This window comes from Pseudomonas sp. R4-84, assembly GCF_054130985.1.
The window spans coordinates 1,482,541-1,504,039 of record NZ_CP096390.1; the positions used below are offsets into that span (position 1 = coordinate 1,482,541).

Annotated in this window: 23 protein-coding genes; 13 read left to right on the forward strand and 10 right to left on the reverse strand. The window is 61.4% G+C overall.

Annotated elements, in window-relative coordinates:
* Positions 1 to 31 precede the first annotated feature (31 nt).
* Both M1D68_RS07005 and M1D68_RS07010 read left to right on the forward strand, forming a co-directional pair.
* A complete protein-coding gene (locus M1D68_RS07005; RefSeq protein WP_420766688.1) occupies positions 32 to 481 on the forward strand; it encodes a YcgN family cysteine cluster protein in 450 nt (149 codons plus the stop codon).
* Positions 482 to 516: 35 nt separating this feature from the next.
* Positions 517 to 1,746, forward strand: a complete 1,230-nt coding sequence (locus M1D68_RS07010) for a hypothetical protein (protein ID WP_457969791.1) — start codon at positions 517 to 519, stop codon at positions 1,744 to 1,746.
* Positions 1,747 to 1,867: 121 nt separating this feature from the next.
* Here the strand turns inward: M1D68_RS07010 and M1D68_RS07015 are convergent, their stop codons facing one another.
* From M1D68_RS07015 to M1D68_RS07030, 4 genes are all read right to left on the reverse strand, one after another.
* On the reverse strand, positions 1,868 to 2,245 hold the full coding sequence (locus M1D68_RS07015; RefSeq protein WP_434562860.1) for a YgaP family membrane protein: 378 nt from the start codon (positions 2,243 to 2,245) through the stop codon (positions 1,868 to 1,870).
* A 77-nt stretch (positions 2,246 to 2,322) separates the two neighbouring features.
* Positions 2,323 to 2,793: an RNA methyltransferase gene (locus M1D68_RS07020; RefSeq protein ID WP_457969792.1), complete on the reverse strand. Its 471-nt coding sequence runs from the start codon at positions 2,791 to 2,793 to the stop codon at positions 2,323 to 2,325.
* A gap of 202 nt (positions 2,794 to 2,995) precedes the next feature.
* Positions 2,996 to 3,370, reverse strand: coding sequence for a YajD family HNH nuclease (locus M1D68_RS07025; RefSeq protein ID WP_003184246.1), 375 nt, complete (start codon positions 3,368 to 3,370; stop codon positions 2,996 to 2,998).
* 48 nt (positions 3,371 to 3,418) lie between these two features.
* Positions 3,419 to 4,105 carry a spermidine synthase gene (locus M1D68_RS07030; RefSeq protein ID WP_039593339.1) on the reverse strand — a complete coding sequence of 229 codons (687 nt, stop codon included), beginning with the start codon at positions 4,103 to 4,105 and terminating at the stop codon, positions 3,419 to 3,421.
* A 76-nt stretch (positions 4,106 to 4,181) separates the two neighbouring features.
* On the opposite strand from M1D68_RS07030, the gene M1D68_RS07035 reads away from it, so the two are divergent.
* Positions 4,182 to 4,466, forward strand: coding sequence for a hypothetical protein (locus M1D68_RS07035; protein WP_434562862.1), 285 nt, complete (start codon positions 4,182 to 4,184; stop codon positions 4,464 to 4,466).
* 72 nt (positions 4,467 to 4,538) lie between these two features.
* Here the strand turns inward: M1D68_RS07035 and M1D68_RS07040 are convergent, their stop codons facing one another.
* Complete coding sequence (locus tag M1D68_RS07040; protein WP_420766683.1) at positions 4,539 to 5,012, reverse strand: cyclic nucleotide-binding domain-containing protein; 474 nt, start codon at positions 5,010 to 5,012, stop codon at positions 4,539 to 4,541.
* Positions 5,013 to 5,142: 130 nt separating this feature from the next.
* Positions 5,143 to 7,197, reverse strand: a complete 2,055-nt coding sequence (locus tag M1D68_RS07045) for a S9 family peptidase (protein ID WP_457969795.1) — start codon at positions 7,195 to 7,197, stop codon at positions 5,143 to 5,145.
* Positions 7,198 to 7,356: 159 nt separating this feature from the next.
* On the opposite strand from M1D68_RS07045, the gene M1D68_RS07050 reads away from it, so the two are divergent.
* The 7 genes from M1D68_RS07050 to M1D68_RS07080 all read left to right on the forward strand — a co-directional run bounded on the left by M1D68_RS07050 (position 7,357) and on the right by M1D68_RS07080 (position 13,227).
* On the forward strand, positions 7,357 to 7,851 hold the full coding sequence (locus M1D68_RS07050) for an MFS transporter (RefSeq protein WP_434610143.1): 495 nt from the start codon (positions 7,357 to 7,359) through the stop codon (positions 7,849 to 7,851).
* A 31-nt stretch (positions 7,852 to 7,882) separates the two neighbouring features.
* Entirely contained in the window at positions 7,883 to 8,659 is a 777-nt protein-coding gene (locus M1D68_RS07055) for a class II glutamine amidotransferase (RefSeq protein ID WP_420766680.1), read from the forward strand.
* Positions 8,660 to 8,671: 12 nt separating this feature from the next.
* Positions 8,672 to 9,214: a DUF2937 family protein gene (locus tag M1D68_RS07060; protein ID WP_003184238.1), complete on the forward strand. Its 543-nt coding sequence runs from the start codon at positions 8,672 to 8,674 to the stop codon at positions 9,212 to 9,214.
* Between the two features lie 293 nt (positions 9,215 to 9,507).
* Positions 9,508 to 10,794, forward strand: a complete 1,287-nt coding sequence (locus tag M1D68_RS07065) for an MFS transporter (protein WP_420766678.1) — start codon at positions 9,508 to 9,510, stop codon at positions 10,792 to 10,794.
* A gap of 62 nt (positions 10,795 to 10,856) precedes the next feature.
* The gene (locus M1D68_RS07070) at positions 10,857 to 11,609 is read left to right on the forward strand and encodes a 5-oxoprolinase subunit PxpA (RefSeq protein ID WP_457969798.1); all 753 of its coding nucleotides are present in this window, start codon (positions 10,857 to 10,859) and stop codon (positions 11,607 to 11,609) included.
* Positions 11,606 to 12,310, forward strand: a complete 705-nt coding sequence (gene pxpB, locus M1D68_RS07075; protein WP_420766676.1) for a 5-oxoprolinase subunit PxpB — start codon at positions 11,606 to 11,608, stop codon at positions 12,308 to 12,310. Before M1D68_RS07070 ends, pxpB begins: the two co-directional genes overlap by 4 nt.
* A complete protein-coding gene (locus tag M1D68_RS07080) occupies positions 12,307 to 13,227 on the forward strand; it encodes a 5-oxoprolinase subunit C family protein (protein ID WP_457969800.1) in 921 nt (306 codons plus the stop codon). Before pxpB ends, M1D68_RS07080 begins: the two co-directional genes overlap by 4 nt.
* A gap of 120 nt (positions 13,228 to 13,347) precedes the next feature.
* On the opposite strand, the gene M1D68_RS07085 is transcribed toward M1D68_RS07080, so the two are convergent.
* The 3 genes from M1D68_RS07085 to M1D68_RS07095 form a co-directional block, all read right to left on the reverse strand.
* Complete coding sequence (locus M1D68_RS07085; RefSeq protein ID WP_434675219.1) at positions 13,348 to 14,526, reverse strand: vWA domain-containing protein; 1,179 nt, start codon at positions 14,524 to 14,526, stop codon at positions 13,348 to 13,350.
* Between the two features lie 34 nt (positions 14,527 to 14,560).
* Complete coding sequence (locus M1D68_RS07090) at positions 14,561 to 15,406, reverse strand: AAA family ATPase (protein WP_053143593.1); 846 nt, start codon at positions 15,404 to 15,406, stop codon at positions 14,561 to 14,563.
* Between the two features lie 306 nt (positions 15,407 to 15,712).
* Entirely contained in the window at positions 15,713 to 16,789 is a 1,077-nt protein-coding gene (locus M1D68_RS07095; RefSeq protein ID WP_434610153.1) for a DUF748 domain-containing protein, read from the reverse strand.
* A gap of 127 nt (positions 16,790 to 16,916) precedes the next feature.
* Between M1D68_RS07095 and cysK the strand changes: the two genes are divergently transcribed.
* From cysK to M1D68_RS07110, 3 genes are all read left to right on the forward strand, one after another.
* A complete protein-coding gene (gene cysK / locus M1D68_RS07100; RefSeq protein WP_434610156.1) occupies positions 16,917 to 17,891 on the forward strand; it encodes a cysteine synthase A in 975 nt (324 codons plus the stop codon).
* Between the two features lie 354 nt (positions 17,892 to 18,245).
* Positions 18,246 to 19,184, forward strand: coding sequence for an aspartyl/asparaginyl beta-hydroxylase domain-containing protein (locus tag M1D68_RS07105; protein ID WP_434562878.1), 939 nt, complete (start codon positions 18,246 to 18,248; stop codon positions 19,182 to 19,184).
* A gap of 334 nt (positions 19,185 to 19,518) precedes the next feature.
* The gene (locus tag M1D68_RS07110) at positions 19,519 to 20,382 is read left to right on the forward strand and encodes a DMT family transporter (RefSeq protein WP_434562880.1); all 864 of its coding nucleotides are present in this window, start codon (positions 19,519 to 19,521) and stop codon (positions 20,380 to 20,382) included.
* A gap of 113 nt (positions 20,383 to 20,495) precedes the next feature.
* On the opposite strand, the gene M1D68_RS07115 is transcribed toward M1D68_RS07110, so the two are convergent.
* Positions 20,496 to 21,404: a DMT family transporter gene (locus tag M1D68_RS07115; RefSeq protein WP_420766669.1), complete on the reverse strand. Its 909-nt coding sequence runs from the start codon at positions 21,402 to 21,404 to the stop codon at positions 20,496 to 20,498.
* Between the last annotated feature and the right edge of the window lie 95 nt (positions 21,405 to 21,499).

Genomic DNA, 21,499 nt, shown 5'->3' on the forward strand with positions numbered 1-21,499 from the left:
CTTTTCACCACGTGATGTTGATGCTCGAGCCATGGCCGCCAAAGTCGAACCGTTCTGGATACGCAAAACCCTCGATCAGCTCGATCCGCAGGAGTGGGAATCGTTGTGCGATGGCTGTGGCCTGTGCTGCCTGCAAAAGCTCGAGGACGAAGACGACAACGCCGTCTATTACACGCGCATCGCCTGCAAACTGCTGGACCTGAAGACCTGCCAGTGCACCGACTACCCCAACCGCCGCGACTTCGTTCCCGATTGCATCCAGCTTACGCCGGGCAAGGCCGACGAGTTCAAATGGCTGCCGCCGACCTGCGGTTATCGCCTGGTCAGCGAGGGCAAGGACTTGCCGCTGTGGCACCACTTGGTCTGTGGCGACCGGGATGCCGTGCATCACGAGCGCATTTCCCAGTCGGGGCGCATGCTGGCCGAAGGCAGCGTGGCTGAAGAAGATTGGGAAGATCATCTGATTTTCCGCGCTGGTTGAATCAAAAGACATCGCATCGCATCACGGGAGCGCCCATGGCTTCAGGATTGAGACAGACACTGGCGACGGGGCTGCTGGCGGTGTGCGGGCCGCTGTGGGCGGCGCAGAAAGTCGATCTGGATTATCACGTGCATTTGTTGCCGCAGAGCGACCAGGCTGAAGTGCGCCTGACCCTCGCGCGGGGCTCGGCGGTGCGCAGCCTGGATTTTGACCTCGGCGATGATGGCCGCTACAGCGATTTCAAGGCGGACGGCCAATGGCAGCTCACATCCGGCAAGGCGTCGCGAGGCGTCTGGCGTCCCGCTGCTGACAAGGCGAGCCTGACTTACCGCGTACGCATCAGCGAGTCACGCAAGAACGGCTCTTTCGAAACCCGCATGACCCCTGGCTGGGCGCTGCTGCGCGGCGATGCCCTGGTGCCGCCGGCGAAGCTGGACCAGCAGGACGGCGTTGAGCTGGTGTCGCGCCTGGCGTTCGAGTTGCCGGGCGGCTGGCAAAGCATCGAGACGGCCTGGCCGCGTATCGGCAAGCAACGCTTTCGTATCGATAATCCATCTCGCCTCTTCGATCGCCCCACCGGTTGGATGCTTGCCGGCAAGCTCGGCAGTCGCCGCACGCGCCTGGGCGAGACCGACGTGACGGTGACTTCGCCCAAGGGCCAGGGCATGCGCAGGATGGACGTACTGACACTGCTGACGTTTGTCTGGCCGCAGGTCCAGGCGGTGGTGCCGCGTCATCCCGGCAAGTTGCTGATTGTCGGCGCTGGCGATCCGTTGTGGCGTGGCGCCCAGGCCGGCCGCGAATCGATTTATCTGCATAGCCGCCCACCGTTGGTCAGCGAGCGAGGCAGCAGCCCTTTGTTGCGCGAGTTGATGCAGGTGCTGGCGCGTATCAACGATCATGATCGCAGCGACTGGATCAGCGAAGGGTTCAATGAATACTACGCCATCGAATTGCTGCGCCGAGCCGGAGGCATGAGCGATGAGCGTTATCAGGCCCTGAACGATCGGCTCGCCCGGGACAGCAAGGGCGTCACCACGCTGCGCGGCGAGCAGATGAGCCCCGCGATGGTGTCCAGGGCGGTGCTGTTGTTACAGGAGCTGGACCGGGAGATTCGCCTGAAGACTCGCAACAAGCGCTCGCTCGATGATGTGCTGCAGGCGGCGATGCGCCTGGAAACGGTCGACACCGAGGAATTTGTGCAGCTCAGCGAGAGCATTCTGGGTGGTGGTTCGACTGTTCTGGATACCCGGTTACTTCAGTAATACCGCTATCGTCGGAACGCCGCCCGGAGCAAGCTCGCTCCCACAGGGTTCTTGTGAACACCACAAATCCAATGTGGGAGCAAGCTTGCTCGCGATGAGGGCATCAGCGGCACTGCAAAAATCAGAGCCCAGCCCTAGGCGAACTCAACGAATCATTCCCCGTCACCGTGGCCGTACCTGTCGCCGCCTCGGCATTGGCCTTCATGCGGCTCAGTTCGTCGCCGGCCTGTTCGATGCGGGCGCGGGCGTCATGCAGATGCTGACGATTCCTTTCCAGCATGCTCTTGGCCGAACAATGCCCGGTGATGCCGCGCGCCAAGGCCATGCCACCGATTGCCAGTTGCGCCAGGCCGATCACCCCGCCGCGACGCAGACCCTTGCCCATCATCAGCACCCCGCCGGCCAATGAACCAATGCGCTCCCAGCCGTGAACGTTCTGTGGGCTGTGGGATTGGAATGGGGTGGTTTCAACCGGCCCGAACGGATTGTTATCGCTCATGATCTGTCTCCAGTGTGGGAATTTGTATAAAGCTGACTGCCAGAGCGAATCCGTCGTTCCATGGAATTTCCCGCCGGTCAGCGGAATTGCGGTCCCGAGCGCGTGTTGTTGCCTTTGGCCATCCGGTCGTACAGCACGACGTTGACCGTGGCCGCCAGGTTCATGCAGCCATGAGTGGGGATGTAGATCACGTCTTCGCACCAGTCGCGGATGTCTTTGTCCAGCGAGCCGTCTTCCGGGCCGAAGATATACAAGGCGCGGTCCGGATGGGTGTATTCGGGCAACGGACGGGCGTCTTCCACCAGTTCGACGGCCACCGGCACGCAGCCCAGGGGCAGGATCTTTTTCAAATCGTCGATGCCGATCAGCGGGATGTCGTAGTGGACTTTCTTGGTGTCGGTGACAAAGTCGGCCGCGCGTTCATAGCGTTTGCCGGTGTAGAACACCGACGCCACGCCGTAGCAGCCGGCGGCGCGCATGACCGAACCGACGTTTTCCGGTGACTTGGGGTTGAACAGACCGATGCAGCTGTAGCGTTTGTTGGCCACGGACGGGGTGCCTTTGGGAAAAGGCGCGATTATACGGGGAATGGGGGAGGGTGGTCAGGTTCGAGATGTGTGGTGTTCGTTCGATCGTCATCGCGAGCAGGCTCGCTCCCACATTGGATTTTTTGGCGATCAAAAAATTGTGGGAGCGAGCCTGCTCGCGATGGCGGCCTTGCAGCCTGTAAAGATTCTTCGATGATGCCAATCACTCGTCTTTTTTCATCAACCCCGCCAACGCGGCGAAGGGGTTGTGGGTCGCCTTGGCGATCTTCGGCGTACTCAGGGAGCCGTCGCCGAAATACTGCTGGTCGGTGTAGCGCGAGTGCTCGTTGTCGTGGCAATACAAGCACAGCAGTTCCCAGTTGGAACCGTCCTGCGGGTTGTTGTCGTGGTTGTGGTCGCGGTGGTGAACGGTCAGTTCGCTCAGGCGCTTGCCGGAAAATTCACGGGCGCAGCGGCCGCAGACGTGGGGGTACATTTTCAGGGCTTTGTCGCGGTAGCCCATCTCCCGGTCGCGCTGGGCGTCGGCGAGGATACGGTCCAGCTTGGCAGTGTTGGACGGCGGGGTGGACGAACTCATGGGTTCACCTTTGTAGAAAAGACTGATGACGGTTGGACAGAGTTTAGCTCAGCCCTTGAGCTTCTCGGCAATCCAGATGGTGTGGCGGGTGCCTTTGTTGCCATGGGCGAACACCTGCACCTCTTCAGCCTTGAAACCGGCCTTCTTCAGCTTGTCGGAAAACTGCCGGTCGGCGCTGGCCGACCATACGGCCAGTACGCCCTTGGGCCGCAGGGCCTTGGCGCAGGCGGCGAGGCCCCCGGCCGAATACAACCAGCTGTTGGCTTTCTGGGTCAGGCCTTCGGGGCCGTTGTCGACATCCAGCATGATCGCGTCGAACCCCTGAGGTTCGGCTTGCAACACCTTGGCAACGTCCTCCAGGCGGATCACCGTGCGTGGGTCCGACAGCGGTCGCCCGGCTTTTTCGCCCAAGGGGCCACGATTCCACTCCACCACGCCTGGCACCAGTTCAGCCACCACCACTTCAGCGCTCTTGCCCAAATGCTTGAGGGCCGAGGCGAGGGTAAAGCCCATGCCAAGCCCGCCGATCAGCACGCGCGAGCCGGGGCGACCGGCGACCTTGCGGCAGGGGATCTCGGCCAAGGCGTCTTCGGAACCGTGCATGCGGGTGTTCATCAGTTGCCCGCCGTCGCCGCCCTGGATCTTGATGACGAAGTCCTCGCCATACTCGAACAGGCACAAGGCGCCGCCGTTGTCGGGGATAGGCGTGGTGTCGAGCAGAACAAAACGTTTCATGGAAATCTCATGGAGAAGAAGCAGACCGGCCCGGCAGGGGCTAGCCTGAAAGCAGACAATAGCCACGGAGCCATTGATGAAGTGCATCATTCTAACGGCCATTGCGCTGGTGACGCTCTCGATAAGTTGCGCCCAGGCCCAGCAACCGACGATTCCGGTCGCGCCGCCGAGCATTCCCGGCTCTCCCGGCACCGCCACGCCCATGCCGTATCCACCGGTTACGCCCAGCGGCGTCCCAAAGGTGGCGCCAGGAAACGGCCCGCCCCTGTTGCCGCCCATCGAAATGCCCAGGCCGCCCAAGGACCAGCCGATACCGGGTATGGAGCCGAAGCCGGAGAAGGCCAAGTCGCCGGGGGGGTAGATTGCGAATACGACGCCATCCCCTGTGGGAGCGAGCTTGCTCGCTCCCACAGGTCTGTGTTTCAGCTAGGGGCTAGACCTGCTGCGACAGCAGCTGTCCATCCGCCATGCGCAGACGCTTGGAGAGGGAGACGGCGAGGGCGCGGATGATCTTGGCGGCGACCTTCGGTGCGTCGTTGAGCATTTTTTCCAATGAGTCCTTGCCCAGGTTCAGCAATTGGCAGTGAGTGGCCGCGATGCAGCTGGCCGAGCGCCGTTCGCCGTCGAGCACGGCCATTTCGCCGAACGCCCTGCCGCTGCGCAGTGTGGCAATGGTCACGGGTTGGCCGTCGGGGCCGGTTTTCTGCACGGCCACCTGCCCTGTATGAAGGATGCACATGAAACTGCCGGCATCGCCCTCGCGAAAAATCGCCTCGCCCTCGGCGACGGTGCTGATGCTGAAGTAACCCGATGCGGCGGCGAAGTCGACGGGCAGCAGTTGGTCGAACAGACCGCAGTCCATCAGCCAATCGCGGATTTGGTTGTTCAGTAAGGTCGGTTCTGACATGTCGTCACGGTCTTTTTCTTGTGCTCGTTGCGGTTTTGGAGTGCTTGGGTATCAGCCAATTCCCACAGAGGATTGTGTCAAATCCGGGCCCAGTGCATGGAGCTAAGACCCGGCCTTCACACAGAGTTCCTCAGGCCACTCCCAAAACCTTCAACACAAACGCATATTCGAGCGCTACGTCGCGCAATCCCTGGTAGCGACCGCTCATGCCGCCATGGCCGGCGCCCAGTTCGGTCTTGAGCAGCAGCAGGTTGTCGTCGGTCTTGGTGGCCCGCAGCTTCGCGACCCACTTGGCCGCTTCCCAGTACTGCACGCGGCTGTCGTTGTAGCCAGCGATCACCAGCATCGCCGGATATTCCTGGGCGCGGACGTTTTCGTACGGGGCGTAGGCCCTGATCCGATCATAGACCTGCGGCTCCTCGGGATTACCCCATTCGTCGTATTCGGTCACCGTCAATGGCAACTCGGGATCGAGCATGGTGTTTAGAACATCGACAAACGGCACTTCGGCGATCGCGACCTTGAACAGCTCCGGGCGCTGGTTGAGCACCGCGCCGATCAATAGCCCACCGGCGCTGCCGCCGCTGATCGCCAACTGGCCGGCGGTGGTGACGCCATTGGCGATCAGGTGTTCGGCGCAGGCGATGAAGTCGCTGAAGGTGTTGTGCTTGTGCTCTTGCTTGCCGGCGCGATACCAGGCTTCGCCCAGTTCACCGCCACCGCGCACATGGGCGATGGCAAACGCCACGCCGCGGTCCAGCAGGCTCAACCGTGAATGGGAAAACCACGGGTCGAGGCTTTCGCCATAGGCGCCGTAGCCATACAGATACAGCGGCACTGGCCGACCCAGGGCCTCGCGCTTGACCACCAGGCTGATGGGCACTTGCGTGCCGTCCGGTGCCGTGGCCCAAAGCCGTTGGCTGACATAGGCGTCGGCATCGAACGGACCCAATACCGGGGTTTGCTTGAGCACGACCTGGTTGCCGCTGGCCAGGTCCAACTGGCGGATCTGGGCCGGGCGATTCAGTGCCTCGTAGCGCAGGCGGATGCGCTCACTGACGAATTCCAGGCTGTTCTGTACGTGCAGGCTGTAGGCCGCGTCTGGAAGTTGCACCCGATATGTCGGCGATCCCTGTGGGTGAACTTCGATGATCGGCAGGCCACCTTCGCGCAAGCTCAAGGTCATGGCCATGGCGTTCAGGCTCAGGCCGTCGATCATCACCGTGTCGCTGTGGGGGATCAGGTTCTGCCAGTCGGCCTCGGTCGGCGCCTCGCCCGTGTCGACGGCCTCGTACAGCGCGAAGTTGATGCCGTCACGGTTGCTGCGGATAAACCAGGTCCAACGATCATCGAGCAAGCCGTGGTCGACGTCGTACTCATGGTTTTCCACCCGTGGCGCCACGCAGGTAAACGGTTGTTGCGGCTGCGCCGCGTCGAGCACCCAGACTTCACTCGTGGTCTTGCTGCTCAGGGACAGGATTAATTGTTTTTCCGAGCTGGAGCGGTAGCAATGCAGGAAAAACCGCCCGTCCGGCTCATGGAAGACCTCTTCGGCGGCGGTGCCGTCCAAACGATAACGAAACAGCTTATGCGGGCGATGGGTGTCGTCCAGTTCGCCAAAGAACAGCGTCAGGCTGTCGTTGGCCCAGGTCATGCTGCCATCACAGTTTTCGAAGGACAGTTCGCTGACCCTGTCGTTGGACAATTCCTTCACGAACAGCGTGTAGATCTCATCACCCGTGGTATCCAGGCTGTAGGCCAAGCGTTGGTGATCGGGGCTGATGCTGAACGCGCCCAGGGCAAAGAATCCGCCGCCGGCCAGGGCGTTCGGGTCCAGCAACAGCTGTTCATGGCTTTCATCCACGGTCAGGCTGTCGTCGGCCGGACGCGGGCAGCGGTAGTGGCGCGGGTATTCGTCGCCCGCCGTGGTTCGGGTGTAATACAGGTAGGGACCCCAGGGCGAGGGCAGGGACAGGTCGGTTTCGAGGATCCGTCCCTTGATTTCCTGGAACAGCGTCTCGCGCAGTTCGGCCTGGTCGGCAAGCAGGGCCTCCTGGTAGCTGTTTTCAGCCTTTAGGTAATCGAGCACGGCGTCGGTGTCGCGGTCTTGCAGCCAGGCATACGGGTCGATACCAGGGGCCTTGCGGGCAATCGGGGCATCGGTAACGTGGGCAGATCGGGGCATGGAAAAACTCTCGAGCGTGATACGAAAAGGGACAAGTGCCTGGCGGGGTCAGTTCTGCCGCCGGACCGAAAAACTCTCCATGCCGGGCATCCGCTGGATGCCGGGGCAGCCTGACGAGCGAAAAGCCGTTACTATAAGCGCCTCTTTGCCTGCCTTGCCATGGACACCATGACCGAGAACGACTATCTGATTGCCTGGGGCCTGTACGCCTTTGCCGCCGTGGGCTGCCTCCTGGTTTGGATGCGCATGACCCGCTTCATGTGGCGCTGGTTGCGCGAGCCGCTGCGGCTGCTGATGGCGGTGTTGCTGTTCAGCCCCACCATCGTCGACCCGGTGAAGGAAAAGGTCGCGCCGGCCTTGGCCATCGTCGCCCTGGACGTGTTGTTCAAGGTTGGCAACAACGTATGGCGCGCAGCGTCCGACCTGCTTATGTACGGCATGATCGCGTTCGGCCTTTATCTGATTTTCGTGCTGATCCGCTTCCCCATCGAACGCGCTGCCAACGCTCGCAGGGAACGGGCCGCCGCCGCTAAAGCCGCCGCCGCTGCCGAGCCTGACGACGAGCCGCCGTTCGGCGTGGCCGGTGACGACCGTTACGGTCGCCCACCCGTGCCGAGCAACCCCCAGCGTTCGCGTATCGAACCGCGCCTGTAATCGGGCCGCCCATTCAAACGAGGGTTCGAGCATGTGTGAGTTATTGGGCATGAGCGCGAATGTGCCGACCGACATCGTGTTCAGCTTCACTGGGCTGATGCAGCGCGGCGGCAAGACCGGGCCGCACCGCGACGGCTGGGGCATCGCCTTTTACGAGGGCCGTGGCCTGCGCCTGTTCCAGGACCCGGCCGCGAGCAGCGAGTCTGAAGTGGCGAACCTGGTGCAGCGTTATCCGATCAAGAGCGAAGTGGTGATCGGGCATATCCGCCAGGCCAACGTCGGCAAGGTCTGCCTGTCCAATACGCACCCGTTCGTGCGGGAGTTATGGGGACGCAACTGGTGTTTCGCCCACAACGGCCAGCTCGCTGATTTCCAGCCGGGCGCAAGCTTCTACCGTCCGGTGGGTGATACCGACAGCGAAGCGGCGTTCTGCGACCTGCTTAACCGCGTGCGCCAGGCGTTTCCCGAGCCAGTGGACGTGGAACAGTTGCTGCCGTCGTTGATCGAGGCCTGCACCGAATACCGCAGCAAAGGCGTGTTCAACTGCTTGCTCAGCGATGGCGACTGGCTGTTCTGCTATTGCTCGACCAAACTGGCGCAGATAACCCGTCGCGCGCCGTTCGGCCCGGCGCGGCTCAAGGACGTGGACGTGATTGTCGATTTCCAGGCGGAAACCACCCCCAACGACGTGGTCACGGTGATCGCTACCGAACCCTTGACCGAAAACGAAACCTGGACCCGCTACGAGCCGGGCCAATGGAGCCTGTGGCGGCGCGGCGAATGCGTCAGCCACGGCCGGACCGAATAAGGACGTCACGTTATGTTGCTCAGTTATCTACGGCTGGTGTTGTTCGCGGTGGGCCTGTTGGTGGGGGTCCAGGTTCCGGGGTTCATCAATGACTACGCCAAGCGGGTCGAGGCTCACCTGATCGAGGCGCAGACTGGCCTGCAAGGTTTCCAGGGCACCGCCAATCAATTCTTCAAAGGCGACATGCAGGCCCTCGTGGCCCATTACCGGGCCAGCGAAGACCCGATCTTTCGCAGCGATGCCGACAGCCTGAACACCTTGCTCGTGCGCCAGCAGGCCCTAGACAAGCAATTCCAGGCGATGCAAGGCCCGTGGTACATCCGCCTGCTGCAAGTGGCGCTGGCCGCCGATCCGGACATCCGCAAGGAAACATGGAACGGCTACAGCTACCAGATCCTGCTGACCCCCGAGGCGATGATCTGGGGCATCAGCGGCGCGATGTTGCTGTCGTTCGGCCTGGAATGCCTGTTCCGCCTGATCGACTGGGTGGTGCTGGGTGGCAAGCGCTTGCGCCAGAGCCGGCCGATCGAAGAGCGTGACCTGCGCGGGCTCTAGTGGCGAGGGGATTTATCCCCGCTGGGCTGCAAAGCAGCCCCCATTGCAGTCAATTAGATAATCCTGTTTGGCCTTGTTGGGGGCCGCTTCGCGACCCAGCGGGGATAAATCCCCTCGCCACAACGGTGTCCTCCAAGTTTTCCGGCAATCTTGCCCACCCAATCAAATTTTTCTTATGACCCGGCCAAGGTTTTATTCGTTGGACGGGATTGGCTGCGCGCTCAAGAATCGGGGCAACGGTCTCCGCGCCAGCATCGTCGAGACTCACAACAATAAAACCGTGGAGAACCACCATGAGTGCACCCGACACGCTCGGCGTCCCCCAACCCCAGGCCCGGTCCGGCCCGTTCGATTGGTATCGCAACATCAACCAGCAGGAACGGCGCACCTTCTGGAGCTGCAAGATCGGTTACGCCCTGGACGGCATGGACACGCAAATGCTCAGTTTCGTGGTGCCGACCCTGATCGCGATGTGGGGCATCACCACCGGGCAGGCAGGCCTGATCCACACCAGCACCTTGATCGCCTCCGCCATTGGCGGCTGGGTGGCGGGCATTCTCTCTGACCGCATCGGCCGGGTCCGTACCCTGCAATTGACGGTGCTGTGGTTCGCATTCTTCACTTTTCTGTGCGGCTTTGCCCAGAACTACGAACAACTGTTGATCGCCCGCACGCTGATGGGCTTCGGTTTCGGCGGCGAGTGGACCGCCGGCGCGGTGTTGATGGGCGAAGTCATTCGCGCCAAGGACCGCGGTAAAGCGGTGGGCATGGTGCAATCGGGCTGGGCGCTGGGTTGGGGCATGACGGCGATCCTGTATGCGCTGTTGTTTTCGGTGCTGCCGCCGGAAGACGCCTGGCGCGCATTGTTCATTCTCGGCATCGTGCCCGCCGTGTTCGTGATTTTCGTCCGCCGGTTGGTCAAGGATCCGGAAGTCTATAACCAGACCAAGGCCCGCCTGACGCCGGAAAACCCAGCGAAGTTCTACGAGATTTTCGCCCCCGGCATTCTCTTCACCACGATACGCGCCTCGTTGCTGACCACCGGCGCGCTGGGTGGTTACTACGCGATCACGTCCTGGCTGCCGACTTTTCTCAAGAACGAACGTGGCCTGAGCGTCCTGGGCACCGGTGGCTACTTGGCCATGGTGATCGTCGGCTCCTACGTGGGTTACGTCATCAGTGCGTACCTGTCGGACATCCTGGGACGAAAGAAGAATTTCGTCCTGTATGCCGTAGGCTCGTTCACCATCGTCTTGCTGTACACCCAGGTGCCGGTGAGCAATAACGTGATGCTCTGGCTGGGCTTTCCCCTGGGCTTTTTCGCATCGGGTATGTTCAGTGGCATGGGCTCGTTTCTCACCGAGCTGTTTCCCACGCGCATCCGGGGTTCTGGCCAGGGTTTCTGCTACAACATCGGCAGGGCGGTGGCAGCCTTGTTCCCGCTGTTGATCGGTATCCTGAGCCAGAAGGTGCCGTTGAGTGTTGGCATCGGTGCGTTCGCGGCAGTGTCCTACGGCGTGGTGATCCTGGCGGCCCTGAGCCTGCCGGAAACCCAAGGCAAGCAGCTGGAAGCCGAGTAACTGATACCCTGGGGGACGAAGTCCCACAGGCTTAAAAGAAAGAACTTACAGGAGCGTTCACCGTGAACCGCCTGCTATTGAATTGCGACATAGGCGAAAGTTTCGGCAGTTGGACCATGGGTCTGGATGCCGAGGTGATGCCCTTCATCGATTGCGCCAACATCGCCTGCGGTTTCCATGCAGGCGACCCGAGCATCATGCGCAAGACCGTCGGCCTGGCCCTGAGCCACGGCGTGCGCATAGGCGCCCACCCGGCCTATCAGGACCTGGCGGGCTTCGGCCGGCGTTCCATGGCTTATGGCCCCCAGGAACTGCAGGACTTGCTGCATTATCAGATCGGCGCGCTGGACGGCATCTGCCGCGCCCAGGGTGGGCGCGTCAGCTACGTCAAGCCCCATGGGGCGATGTACAACGACATGATGGCCAACCCGGCGCAACTGCGCGCCGTCATCCAGGCCGTTGCCGCTTATGATCGCGGGTTGCCGTTGATGCTCATGGCGACCCGGGACAACAGCGCCGCCCAGGCCCTGGGCGATGAGTATGGCCTGACGCTGTGGTTCGAAGCCTTCGCCGATCGTGCTTATGACAGTGCCGGCCGCCTGGTTTCGCGGCAAACGCCGGGCGCGGTGCATCACGACCCCGAGGTCATCATCGCGCAGGCCCTGACAATTGCTCGCGGCGATCCGTTGACGGCCAGCGATGGCAGCGCCCTGAACCTGCACGCCACTACGTTGTGCGTACATGGCGACAACGCCAGTTCGGTAGCCGCTGTGCAACGCATCCGTGAAGCCCTGGACCGGCAGAGCGCGCCATGAAACCACGCTTGGAAGTGGTGGCGGTGGACTGCCTGATGGTGCGCCTGTTCGACGAAATCGCAGAGGCCAACATGCCTTGGATGCTGGCCGCCAGCGAGCGCCTGCGAGCGGTGTTTGCCGAGCGTTTGATCGACCTGGTGCCGTCCTATACCACGTTGATGGTCCATTACGATTTGCTCGTCCTGAACCCGGTCCAGGCCCGCGAATTGATCGACGAGGCATTGCATAACCTTTCACCGGACGCCCGATCCGCCGGTCAATGCCACGTGCTGCCGGTGTGGTACGACGCTACCGTCGGGCCGGAGTTGGGCCTGCTGGCGAGTCGCAGTGGGCTGACGGTGGAGCAGGTGATCCGGCGCCACAGCGAGCGCGAATACCAGGTATTTGCCCTGGGCTTCGCACCGGGGTTCGCCTTCATGGGGCTGGTGGACGAAGCACTGGCCGCCCCGCGCCTCGACACGCCGCGCAAACGGGTCGCGGCGGGCAGTGTCGGCATTGCCGAACGGCAGACCGCAGCGTATCCGGCGGTGTCGCCCGGCGGCTGGAACCTGATCGGGCGCACCCCGGCCAAGCTGTTTGATCGTGAGCGCGACGGCTACAGCCTGATGCAGCCGGGGGACACGGTGCGTTTCGCTGCCGTGGACCACGCCGAATTCATCGCCCTGGGTGGCGACGACACACCGTTGGAGGCCCAGGCATGAGTCGGTTGTTGATCGAGGCCAGCACGCCGCTGTGCCTGTTGCAGGACACCGGCCGCTTCGGCGTGAGGCACTTGGGCGTGACCCAGGGCGGCGCGGCGGATTGGTTGTCGATGGCGTGGGCCAACTGGATGCTCGGCAATGATCTCGACGCGGCGGTGGTGGAGGTTACCCTCGGCGGCTTCACGGTGGTGGCTGAAGAGGATTGTGTGCTGGCCCTGGCCGGAGCGGACCTGGGTGCGCGGATAGACGGCCAGGGCGTGGCGTCGTGGCGCTTTTTCAGCTTGCGCAGGGGCCAGGTGCTGGCGCTGACCCAGCCCGTGCTCGGTGCCCGGGCCTACCTGGCGGCGCCTGGCGGGTTCGATGCACCGCAAGTCCTGGGCAGCCGTTCGACCGTCGTGCGCGAAGAACTCGGTGGCCTGGATGGGCGAGGGCGGGCCCTGGATCGTGGGGCGCGCTTGAGCTATTCAGGCTCGGCGACGCCTCGGCCCATGCCGCATACGCGGATTCCGGATTTCCAGCAGGTGCAGCCGCTGGATCTGATCCTGGGTGCGCAGAATGGCGAGTTCAGCGGACGGAGCCTGTTCGATGCGTTCAACAGCCCGTGGAGGCTGGACAGTCGCGCCGACCGCATGGGCATGCGTTTGCTGGGGACTGCGCTGGAGTATCAGGGGCCGGCGATGATCTCGGAGGGCATTCCCCTCGGTGCCGTGCAGGTACCGCCGGACGGCCAGCCGATCGTGTTGCTCAATGATCGGCAAACCATCGGCGGTTACCCACGCCTGGGTGCGTTGACGCCGCTGTCCCTGGCGCGGTTGGCGCAATGCCTGCCGGGAACTCAGGTGCGGTTGCGTCCGGTGGTGCAGGAAGTTGCGCATCGGCAGCAGGTTGAGTGTTTGCAGGGGCTATTAAATCGCTAAAAAGCATCGTCGGATCGCCGCCCGGAGCAGGCTCGCTCCCACACTGGATCTTCGTCGTATACAAGACCCCTGTGGGAGCGAGCCTGCTCGCGATGAGGCCCTGAAAGGCACCAAAGAACTTTACTTGGAAAGAAACCGCATCCCTTCCTCCAGCCCCCGCAAGGTCAGCGGATACATCCGGTCTTCCACCAGCTCGCGCACGATGTTGGTCGAGGCGGTATAACCCCAGGTGTCTTTGGGGTAGGGATTGATCCAGATGAGTTTCTTGTACTTCTCCATGAAGCGCTGCATCCACACGTAACCGGCTTCTTCGTTCCAGTGCTCGACGCTGCCGCCGGCCTGAGTGATTTCATAGGGCGCCATGGCGGCGTCGCCGATGAAGATCACTTTGTAGTCGGCGCCATACTTGTGCAACAAATCCTGAGTCGACGTGCGCTCCGAGGTACGGCGCAGGTTGTTCTTCCATACCGATTCATACACAAAGTTATGGAAGTAGAAGTATTCCAGGTGCTTGAACTCGGTCTTGCAGGCCGAGAACAACTCTTCGCAGATCTTCACGTGGGCGTCCATCGAACCGCCGATATCGAACAGCAACAGGAGCTTGACGGTGTTGCGTCGCTCCGGGCGCATCTGGATATTCAGCAGGCCGGCATCCCGGGCGGTGTGGTCGATGGTGCCATCGATGTCCAGCTCATCCGCCGCGCCCTGACGGGCAAACTTGCGCAGGCGGCGCAGGGCGATCTTGATGTTGCGGGTGCCCAGTTCGACCTGGTCGTCGAGGTTCTTGTATTCGCGCTGGTCCCAGACCTTGACGGCCTTGCCCTGGCGCTTGCCGGCGTCGCCGACGCGAATGCCTTCGGGGTTGAAGCCGCCGGAACCGAACGGGCTGGTGCCGCCAGTGCCGATCCACTTGTTGCCGCCGGCATGGCGTTCCTTTTGTTCTTCCAGGCGCTTCTTGAATTCTTCAATCAGCTTGTCCAGGCCGCCCAGGGATTGGATCTGCGCCCGTTCCTCGTCGGTCAACGAGCGTTCGAATTCCTTGCGCAGCCAGTCTTCGGGAATCAGCGCCTGGAGGTGATCGTCGAGTTTCTCCAGGCCATTGAAGTACGCGGCGAACGCCCGGTCGAACTTGTCGAAATGCCGCTCGTCCTTCACCAGGATGGCCCGGGACAGGTAATAGAACTCATCCATGTCGGCAAAAATCACCCGCTGTTTCAGCGCGTTGATCAGGTCCAGCAGTTCTCGCACCGACACGGGCACCTTGGCGGCGCGCATCTCATTGAACAGGTTAAGCAGCATGGCAATCGCCCTCGCTCTTGTTGGACGAAGAGGATCAGCGAGTGCCGCGACGGCTCATGAACGCCAGGCGCTCAAGCAATTGCACGTCCTGTTCGTTCTTGACCAAGGCGCCGGCCAGCGGCGGAATGGCCTTGGTCGGATCACGCTCGCGCAGCACCGCTTCGCCAATGTTGTCGGCCATCAGCAGCTTGAGCCAATCCACCAACTCGGAGGTGGAAGGCTTTTTCTTCAGGCCCGGGACTTTGCGCACATCAAAAAACACGTCCAGCGCTTCGCTGACCAGGTCCTTCTTGATATCCGGGTAATGCACGTCGACGATTTTCTGCAGGGTGGCGCGGTCGGGAAATGCGATGTAGTGGAAGAAGCAGCGACGCAGGAAGGCGTCCGGCAGTTCCTTTTCGTTGTTGGAGGTAATGATGATGATCGGGCGCTGCTTGGCCTTGATGGTTTCGTCGGTCTCGTAGACGTAGAACTCCATCTTGTCGAGCTCTTGCAGCAGGTCGTTGGGGAACTCGATGTCGGCCTTGTCGATCTCGTCGATCAGCAGGATCACCCGTTCTTCGGACTCGAAGGCTTCCCAGAGCTTGCCCTTCTTCAAGTAATTGCGCACGTCGTGGACCTTGTCCACGCCCAACTGCGAGTCCCGCAGGCGGCTGACCGCATCGTACTCGTACAGGCCCTGGTGGGCCTTGGTGGTGGACTTGATGTGCCAGGTGATCAGGCGCGCGCCGAAGGACTCCGCCAGTTGTTCGGCGAGCATGGTCTTGCCAGTGCCCGGTTCGCCCTTGACCAACAGCGGCCGCTCCAGGGTGATGGCGGCGTTGACGGCCAGTTTCAGGTCATCGGTGGCCACGTAGGCGCTGGTGCCTTCGAACTTCATCTGCAATTCCTCGAACGTGTCGCCGGCCCGGCGAGGCGGGGCGCGCGAAATAAATGTCGTGCCCGACTATACCGCGAGGCCCCGCCGACTGTGAACGCAGACGCTGTATTCAGTCTCTGAATGGAGCGTCACATGTTGACTCAGTCTTGGGCCTAGGGGATTAAGCGAAACGTCGCACCGCTCCGCTGGGCTGTGCAGCAGCCCTAAGGCAGTGAACCCGTTTTACCTTGCACACCGAGTTGCCTGGTTTGGGGCCGCTTCGCACCCTGGCGGGGATGTATCCCCTCGCCACCAATAACGCAAGATCTAATCTTTGGAAGGCGGCGGTTGCTCGTACCGGGCATTGAAGGCCTGTACGAAACCGTTGCGCAGGATCTGCAGGAAGGCTTCGAAGGCACTGATGTTCTGCTGATGCACGTTGCCACTCAGCTCCACCCGCGTGGCGAACTGGTTCTTGCTCTGATTTTTCAGGGCCGTTTCGCCCGTGCCGACCAAGGCTTCCCAGACCGAGCGGAAGATGTTCTTTTTCTCGTTCTCCACGTCCTGCTGCCAATCGAACACGTCGACGTCGCGAAGCAGCGGCTTGATGTAGCCGCTGAGCCGAGCATTGTCAGCTTCGGCTTCGACCACCAGATCGCCGTGACCGGCATTGAAGTCGAATTTCCCATAGGCCGCGGCAAAGTCGTTCAGGCGTTTCAACTCGATGTTTCTGGCCCGCAGACGGAAGTCGAAGTCCTCGAAATTGCTCAAGGGATCGAAGGTCGCTTGCACCTCCAGGGGCGCGTGTTCGGCCACCAGGGCCTTGCCCTCGAACCGGGCGTCGCGCTTGCCTTCGGTGTCGACCACGTTGGTCAGGTTATAGAAGCTGGCGTTGACCTCTGTGGCCCGCAGGTTGACAGGTGGCTTGGAGTTGAAATTGCGAAAGGTGACCTTGCCATCCCGCAGGCGCACTTCGTTGAAGGTGATAGGCAGCAGTTTGCTCAACTGCTCGCGCCAGTTGGTGCCCTGGCCGGTCTGGGAGTTCTGCCGGTCGGCCCCGCCGTCGACGAAGTTGACTTCGGGACGGGCAAATTCCACTTCGGCCACCACCGCATGGTCATACCACAGCGAGTGCCAGCTCACGGACAGGTCGACCACCGGAGCATCGACGAATGGCACCGGCACCTTGCCGTCGACCTTGACGATCTTCAAGCCATTGATCCGGTAGGCTCCACGCCAGAGGGCCAGGTCGACATCGACGACCTGGCCGCGGTAATCACCCATGTCCGCCAGTTTGTCGTTGAGGTAGTTGCGCACCAGGTAAGGCAATGCGAAATGCAGGGCCACCAACAGCGCAACGATGGCGACGAAGGCCCACAGTGGCCAGCTGTATCGACGCTTCATGACAGTAGTCTCCGTTGTTAAAGCCATTGACTCTTGTAACAACGGGAACGTTCGGTGCAACTGGACGCCTTTGGGCAACAGGCTTACCTTTAAGCGCTAAATTCCCTCTGCATTTAAGGACCCGGTCATGAGTCGTATATACGCTGACAACGCCCATTCCATTGGCAATACGCCACTGGTGCAGATCAATCGCATCGCCCCGCGCGGCGTGACCATCCTGGCCAAGATCGAAGGGCGCAACCCGGGGTATTCGGTCAAGTGCCGGATAGGCGCGAACATGATCTGGGACGCTGAAAGCTCCGGCAAACTCAAGCCTGGCATGACCATCGTCGAACCGACTTCGGGCAACACCGGCATTGGCCTGGCATTCGTGGCCGCCGCCCGTGGCTATAAATTGATGCTGACCATGCCGGCGTCCATGAGCATCGAGCGGCGCAAGGTGCTCAAGGCCCTGGGGGCGGAACTGGTGCTCACCGAGCCGGCCAAGGGCATGAAAGGTGCCATCGAGAAAGCCGCCGAGATCATGGCCAGCGACCCCTCGAAATACTTCATGCCGCAGCAGTTCGAAAATCCGGCCAACCCGGCGATCCACGAGAAAACCACCGGCCCGGAAATCTGGAACGACACCGATGGCGCGGTGGACGTTCTGGTCGCGGGCGTCGGGACGGGCGGAACCATTACCGGTGTCTCGCGGTATATCAAGAATACGTGCGGCAAACCGATCCTGTCGGTGGCGGTAGAGCCCGAGGCTTCCCCGGTGATCACCCAGGTGATGGCGGGGCAGGAAATCAAGCCCAGCCCCCACAAGATCCAGGGTATCGGCGCGGGTTTCGTGCCGAAGAACCTCGATCTGTCGATCGTCGATCAGGTGGAGCGGGTGACCGATGACGAGTCCAAGGCCATGGCCCTGCGCTTGATGCAGGAAGAGGGAATTCTCTGCGGCATCTCTTGCGGCGCGGCGATGGCCGTGGCGGCACGCCTGGCGGAAAAGCCGGAAATGCAGGGCAAGACCATCGTGGTAATCCTGCCGGATTCGGGCGAACGATACCTGTCGAGCATGTTGTTCAGTGACTTGTTTACCGAGCAGGAGACCCAGCAGTAAACCTCTGTGCAATGGCGAAATAGCTTTCTGTGGAGGGGAAACTTGATCCATGTGGCGAGGGAGCTTGCTCCCGCTGGCGTGCGAAGCGCGCCCCGGCGATCCTTGCGATTGGAGGCGACTGCTGCGCAGTCGAGCGGGAGCAAGCTCCCTCGCCACGAAAAGGAGTCACGTTTGAGAGTGCGTCAGCCAAGGTTCAGGCGACGCATGGTAACAAGGGCTTTGTTGCATTCCTCTCAACAGTGAATGTCGCCTCCGGCGATGTTTAACCTGGACAGGGATATTTAACATGGCCGGCCGCCGCGTCGGGCAGATGGCGTAGCGCAAGTTGCATTTAAACAAGGAGTTGAAAAAGAAATGACCGTTTCGTTTGTCGCGAAGGCTTCGGTATTGCTGCTGTTTTTGGGCAGCACGCTTTACGTGCATTTACGTGGCAAGGCGCGTTTGCCTGTCCTGCGCCAGTTCGTCAACCACTCGGCATTCTTCGCGCCCTATAACGCCCTGATGTACTTGTTCTCCAGCGTGCCGTCCAAACCTTATCTGGATCGCAGCCAGTTCCCAGAGCTTGATGTGCTCAAGGAGAACTGGCAAGTGATCCGCGACGAAGCCATGCGCCTGTTCGACGAGGGTTATATTCGCGCCGCCGAGAAGAACAACGATGCCGGCTTCGGCTCTTTCTTCAAGAAGGGCTGGAAGCGCTTCTATCTCAAGTGGTATGACAAGCCGCTGCCCTCGGCGAAGCAGCTCTGCCCAAGGACCGTTGAGCTGGTCAATCGAATTCCCAACGTTCGGGGCGCGATGTTTGCCCTGCTGCCGGGCGACAGTCACCTGAACCCCCATCGCGATCCGTTCGCTGGGTCCCTGCGCTATCACCTCGGGTTGTCCACGCCCAACTCCGATGATTGCCGGATCTTCGTAGACGGACAAATCTACGCCTGGCGCGACGGTGAAGACGTCATGTTCGACGAAACCTACGTGCACTGGGTCAAGAACGAAACGCCGCAGACCCGCGTTATCCTGTTCTGCGATGTCGAGCGTCCACTTAAAAACCCGCTGATGACTCGTCTCAATCGCGCTATCAGTGCATTCCTTGGCCGCGCTACCGCGCCGCAGAACCTCGACGACGAACGCGTCGGCGGTATCAACCGGGCCTACGCCTGGAGCAAGTCGTTCAGTGACGGCATCAGCGGTAGGGTCAAGCAATTCAAGCGCAAGCACCCCAAGGCGTATCGGGTGATGCGTCCGGTGCTGGCCGTGGCTGTGCTGACGGCGCTCGGCTACTGGTTGTTTGTTTAAACATTGCGTTACATGTCGAGCGCTGGTTATAGTCAGCGCTCGGTTTTCGAACCCACCCTCCAAGAGATCGGCTCATGCCTTCATTCCCAGTCACCGCGGTCGTGGTCCCAGCGTTCAACGCTGGCGTCGTGCCGTGCGGGAAAAGGTCGCCTGAGCAGATCGGTCAATACCCTCCACCTGTCAGTCGCTCACCGGTATACGCCTGCGTATCACCGCCGGGTGTTGGCGTTCAGGGCTGATCGGCAACGGTTGCCGTTCCCTGCGCCCGCCTGAAAAAACGACTGGATTTCAGCTTCGGCTGAGTTGGCTTTTTGCCTGACTACAGGTGGTTTTCATGTTTTCCTTTTCCAAAAACGCCTTATTGGCGACGGCTTCGACGAGCCTGTTCGTTCTGTTGTGGAGCAGCGGGGCGATCTTCTCCAAATTGGGCCTGGCCCACGCGTCACCTTTCGCCTTCCTGCTGATCCGCTTCGCCATCGCGTTGTGCGCATTGGTGCTGTTGATTCCCATGTTGAAGTTCAAGCTGCCCGGCACCGGCAAGCCGATGCTGTACGCGGCGGCGACGGGACTGGTGCTGTTGGGCGCCTATCAGATCTTCTATCTGCTGGCGCTGCAACTGAACGTCACCCCTGGAGTAATGGCGACGCTCATGGGCGTGCAGCCGATCCTTACCGTGGTGCTCATGGAGCGTCAGCGTTCATGGCAGCGCATGTTCGGCCTGGCGCTGGGGCTGGTGGGGTTGGTGATGGTGGTTTACCAAGGCATTGGCCTGGCCGGTATGTCCCTGGCGGGCATGCTGTGCGGGTTGCTGGCGCTGGTGAGCATGACGGCGGGCTCCATCATGCAGAAGCGCATCACCGACAACCCACTGGGCACGCTGCCGGTGCAGTACCTGGCCGGGCTGGTGTTGTGCTCGGTGTTCGTGCCGTTCCAACCCTTCCACTTCGAGCGCAGCGCGGGTTTCATCGTGCCGGTGTTGTGGATGGGGCTGGTGGTGTCGGTGTTGGCGACGTTGCTGCTGTACCGGCTGATTGCCCGGGGCAACCTGGTCAACGTCACCAGCCTGTTCTACCTGGTGCCGGCGGTGACGGCGATCATGGACTACCTGGTGTTCGGCAACCGGTTGGCGTTGTTGAGCTTGCTGGGGATGGGGTTGATCATCGTGGGTTTGGTGTTTGTGTTTCGTAAAAGTCGCTAGCTGATCGCTGGCAGTTCCACCGCTATCGCGAGCAAGCTCGCTCCCACAAAAGGCTGCGCATAACCCTGTGGGAGCGGGCTGCTCGCGATGGCCTACTCCGCTACACCGATGAATTACCGGGCAGACGCTCCAACCGGCTTGACCACCCCAGGCTTCAACACCAACCACAACGCCGCCGCAATCAACACCCCGCCATACACATGGGCCATGCCCAGTGGCTCATCCAGCAGCAATGCGCCCCACAGCACGCCGAACGGCGGGATCAGAAAGGTCGTTGTCATGGATTTGACTGGGCCAATGGAGCTGAGCAAGCGGAAATAAAGAATGTACGCCAGCGCCGTACACACCAGGCCCAGGCCCAGCAGCGACAGCCATACGCTCCAGCCGCCCCAGCTGGCCGGTGGTTGGGTGATGACACTGTAGCCAAACAGCGGCAACAGGAAGATCGTGGCGCCGAACATGCTGCCAAGGGCGGACAAGCGGCTGTCCAGCCCGCCTTGATGATCGAGCCAGCGCCGGGTCAGAAAACCGGCAAAGCCATAGCAGGTCGTGGCGAGCAGGCAGGCGAGGGCGCCCATCAACAGTTGCTGGTCGAACGCCACCGGACCTGCGCGGGTGAGGATCGCGACGCCCATCAGGCCGAGAAAAACCCCGCTGACCTTGGCCGCCGTGAGTGGCTCACGGAAAAACAATCCACCGATCAGCACGCCCATCAGCGGCGTCGTCGCGTTGAAGATCGCCGAGTAGCCCGCCGGCAACACTTGGGCCGCCAGGGAGTAGAACGTTGCGGGAATGCCGGAATTGATCAAGCCCAAAACCATCACGGCTTTTAGCTTGCCGCGAAAATTCCAGTCGACACGCATCAGCGCAAGAATGACCAGCAGGCCGACGAAGGCAATGGAGACGCGAAAGAAAGCCGTGGGAATCGTGCCGATGACCGGAGCGATAATGCGCATGAACAAGAAGCTCGCGCCCCAGATGGCGGCCAGTGACAGCAAGCGCAGGATATCGACGAGGTTCACGGGTGCATCCTTCCTTGATCGGGTCGCAAGTGTCACCCCGCTAAACACCGATGGCAATGGTTGCGTTGCCCAGGGATTGGCCTCTAAGCTCAGTC

Coding starts and splice junctions, on each gene's coding strand:
- M1D68_RS07095 (WP_434610153.1), bottom strand. CDS start 16,789: ATGAAGCGTCGATACAGCTGGCCACTGTGGGCCTTCGTCGCCATCGTT.
- M1D68_RS07015 (WP_434562860.1), bottom strand. CDS start 2,245: ATGAGCGATAACAATCCGTTCGGGCCGGTTGAAACCACCCCATTCCAA.
- M1D68_RS07080 (WP_457969800.1), top strand. CDS start 12,307: ATGAGTCGGTTGTTGATCGAGGCCAGCACGCCGCTGTGCCTGTTGCAG.
- M1D68_RS07050 (WP_434610143.1), top strand. CDS start 7,357: ATGGACACCATGACCGAGAACGACTATCTGATTGCCTGGGGCCTGTAC.
- M1D68_RS07065 (WP_420766678.1), top strand. CDS start 9,508: ATGAGTGCACCCGACACGCTCGGCGTCCCCCAACCCCAGGCCCGGTCC.
- M1D68_RS07025 (WP_003184246.1), bottom strand. CDS start 3,370: ATGAGTTCGTCCACCCCGCCGTCCAACACTGCCAAGCTGGACCGTATC.
- M1D68_RS07030 (WP_039593339.1), bottom strand. CDS start 4,105: ATGAAACGTTTTGTTCTGCTCGACACCACGCCTATCCCCGACAACGGC.
- cysK (WP_434610156.1), top strand. CDS start 16,917: ATGAGTCGTATATACGCTGACAACGCCCATTCCATTGGCAATACGCCA.
- M1D68_RS07105 (WP_434562878.1), top strand. CDS start 18,246: ATGACCGTTTCGTTTGTCGCGAAGGCTTCGGTATTGCTGCTGTTTTTG.
- M1D68_RS07045 (WP_457969795.1), bottom strand. CDS start 7,197: ATGCCCCGATCTGCCCACGTTACCGATGCCCCGATTGCCCGCAAGGCC.
- M1D68_RS07055 (WP_420766680.1), top strand. CDS start 7,883: ATGTGTGAGTTATTGGGCATGAGCGCGAATGTGCCGACCGACATCGTG.
- M1D68_RS07040 (WP_420766683.1), bottom strand. CDS start 5,012: ATGTCAGAACCGACCTTACTGAACAACCAAATCCGCGATTGGCTGATG.
- M1D68_RS07085 (WP_434675219.1), bottom strand. CDS start 14,526: ATGCTGCTTAACCTGTTCAATGAGATGCGCGCCGCCAAGGTGCCCGTG.
- M1D68_RS07010 (WP_457969791.1), top strand. CDS start 517: ATGGCTTCAGGATTGAGACAGACACTGGCGACGGGGCTGCTGGCGGTG.
- M1D68_RS07035 (WP_434562862.1), top strand. CDS start 4,182: ATGAAGTGCATCATTCTAACGGCCATTGCGCTGGTGACGCTCTCGATA.
- M1D68_RS07110 (WP_434562880.1), top strand. CDS start 19,519: ATGTTTTCCTTTTCCAAAAACGCCTTATTGGCGACGGCTTCGACGAGC.
- M1D68_RS07060 (WP_003184238.1), top strand. CDS start 8,672: ATGTTGCTCAGTTATCTACGGCTGGTGTTGTTCGCGGTGGGCCTGTTG.
- M1D68_RS07090 (WP_053143593.1), bottom strand. CDS start 15,406: ATGAAGTTCGAAGGCACCAGCGCCTACGTGGCCACCGATGACCTGAAA.
- M1D68_RS07005 (WP_420766688.1), top strand. CDS start 32: ATGGCCGCCAAAGTCGAACCGTTCTGGATACGCAAAACCCTCGATCAG.
- pxpB (WP_420766676.1), top strand. CDS start 11,606: ATGAAACCACGCTTGGAAGTGGTGGCGGTGGACTGCCTGATGGTGCGC.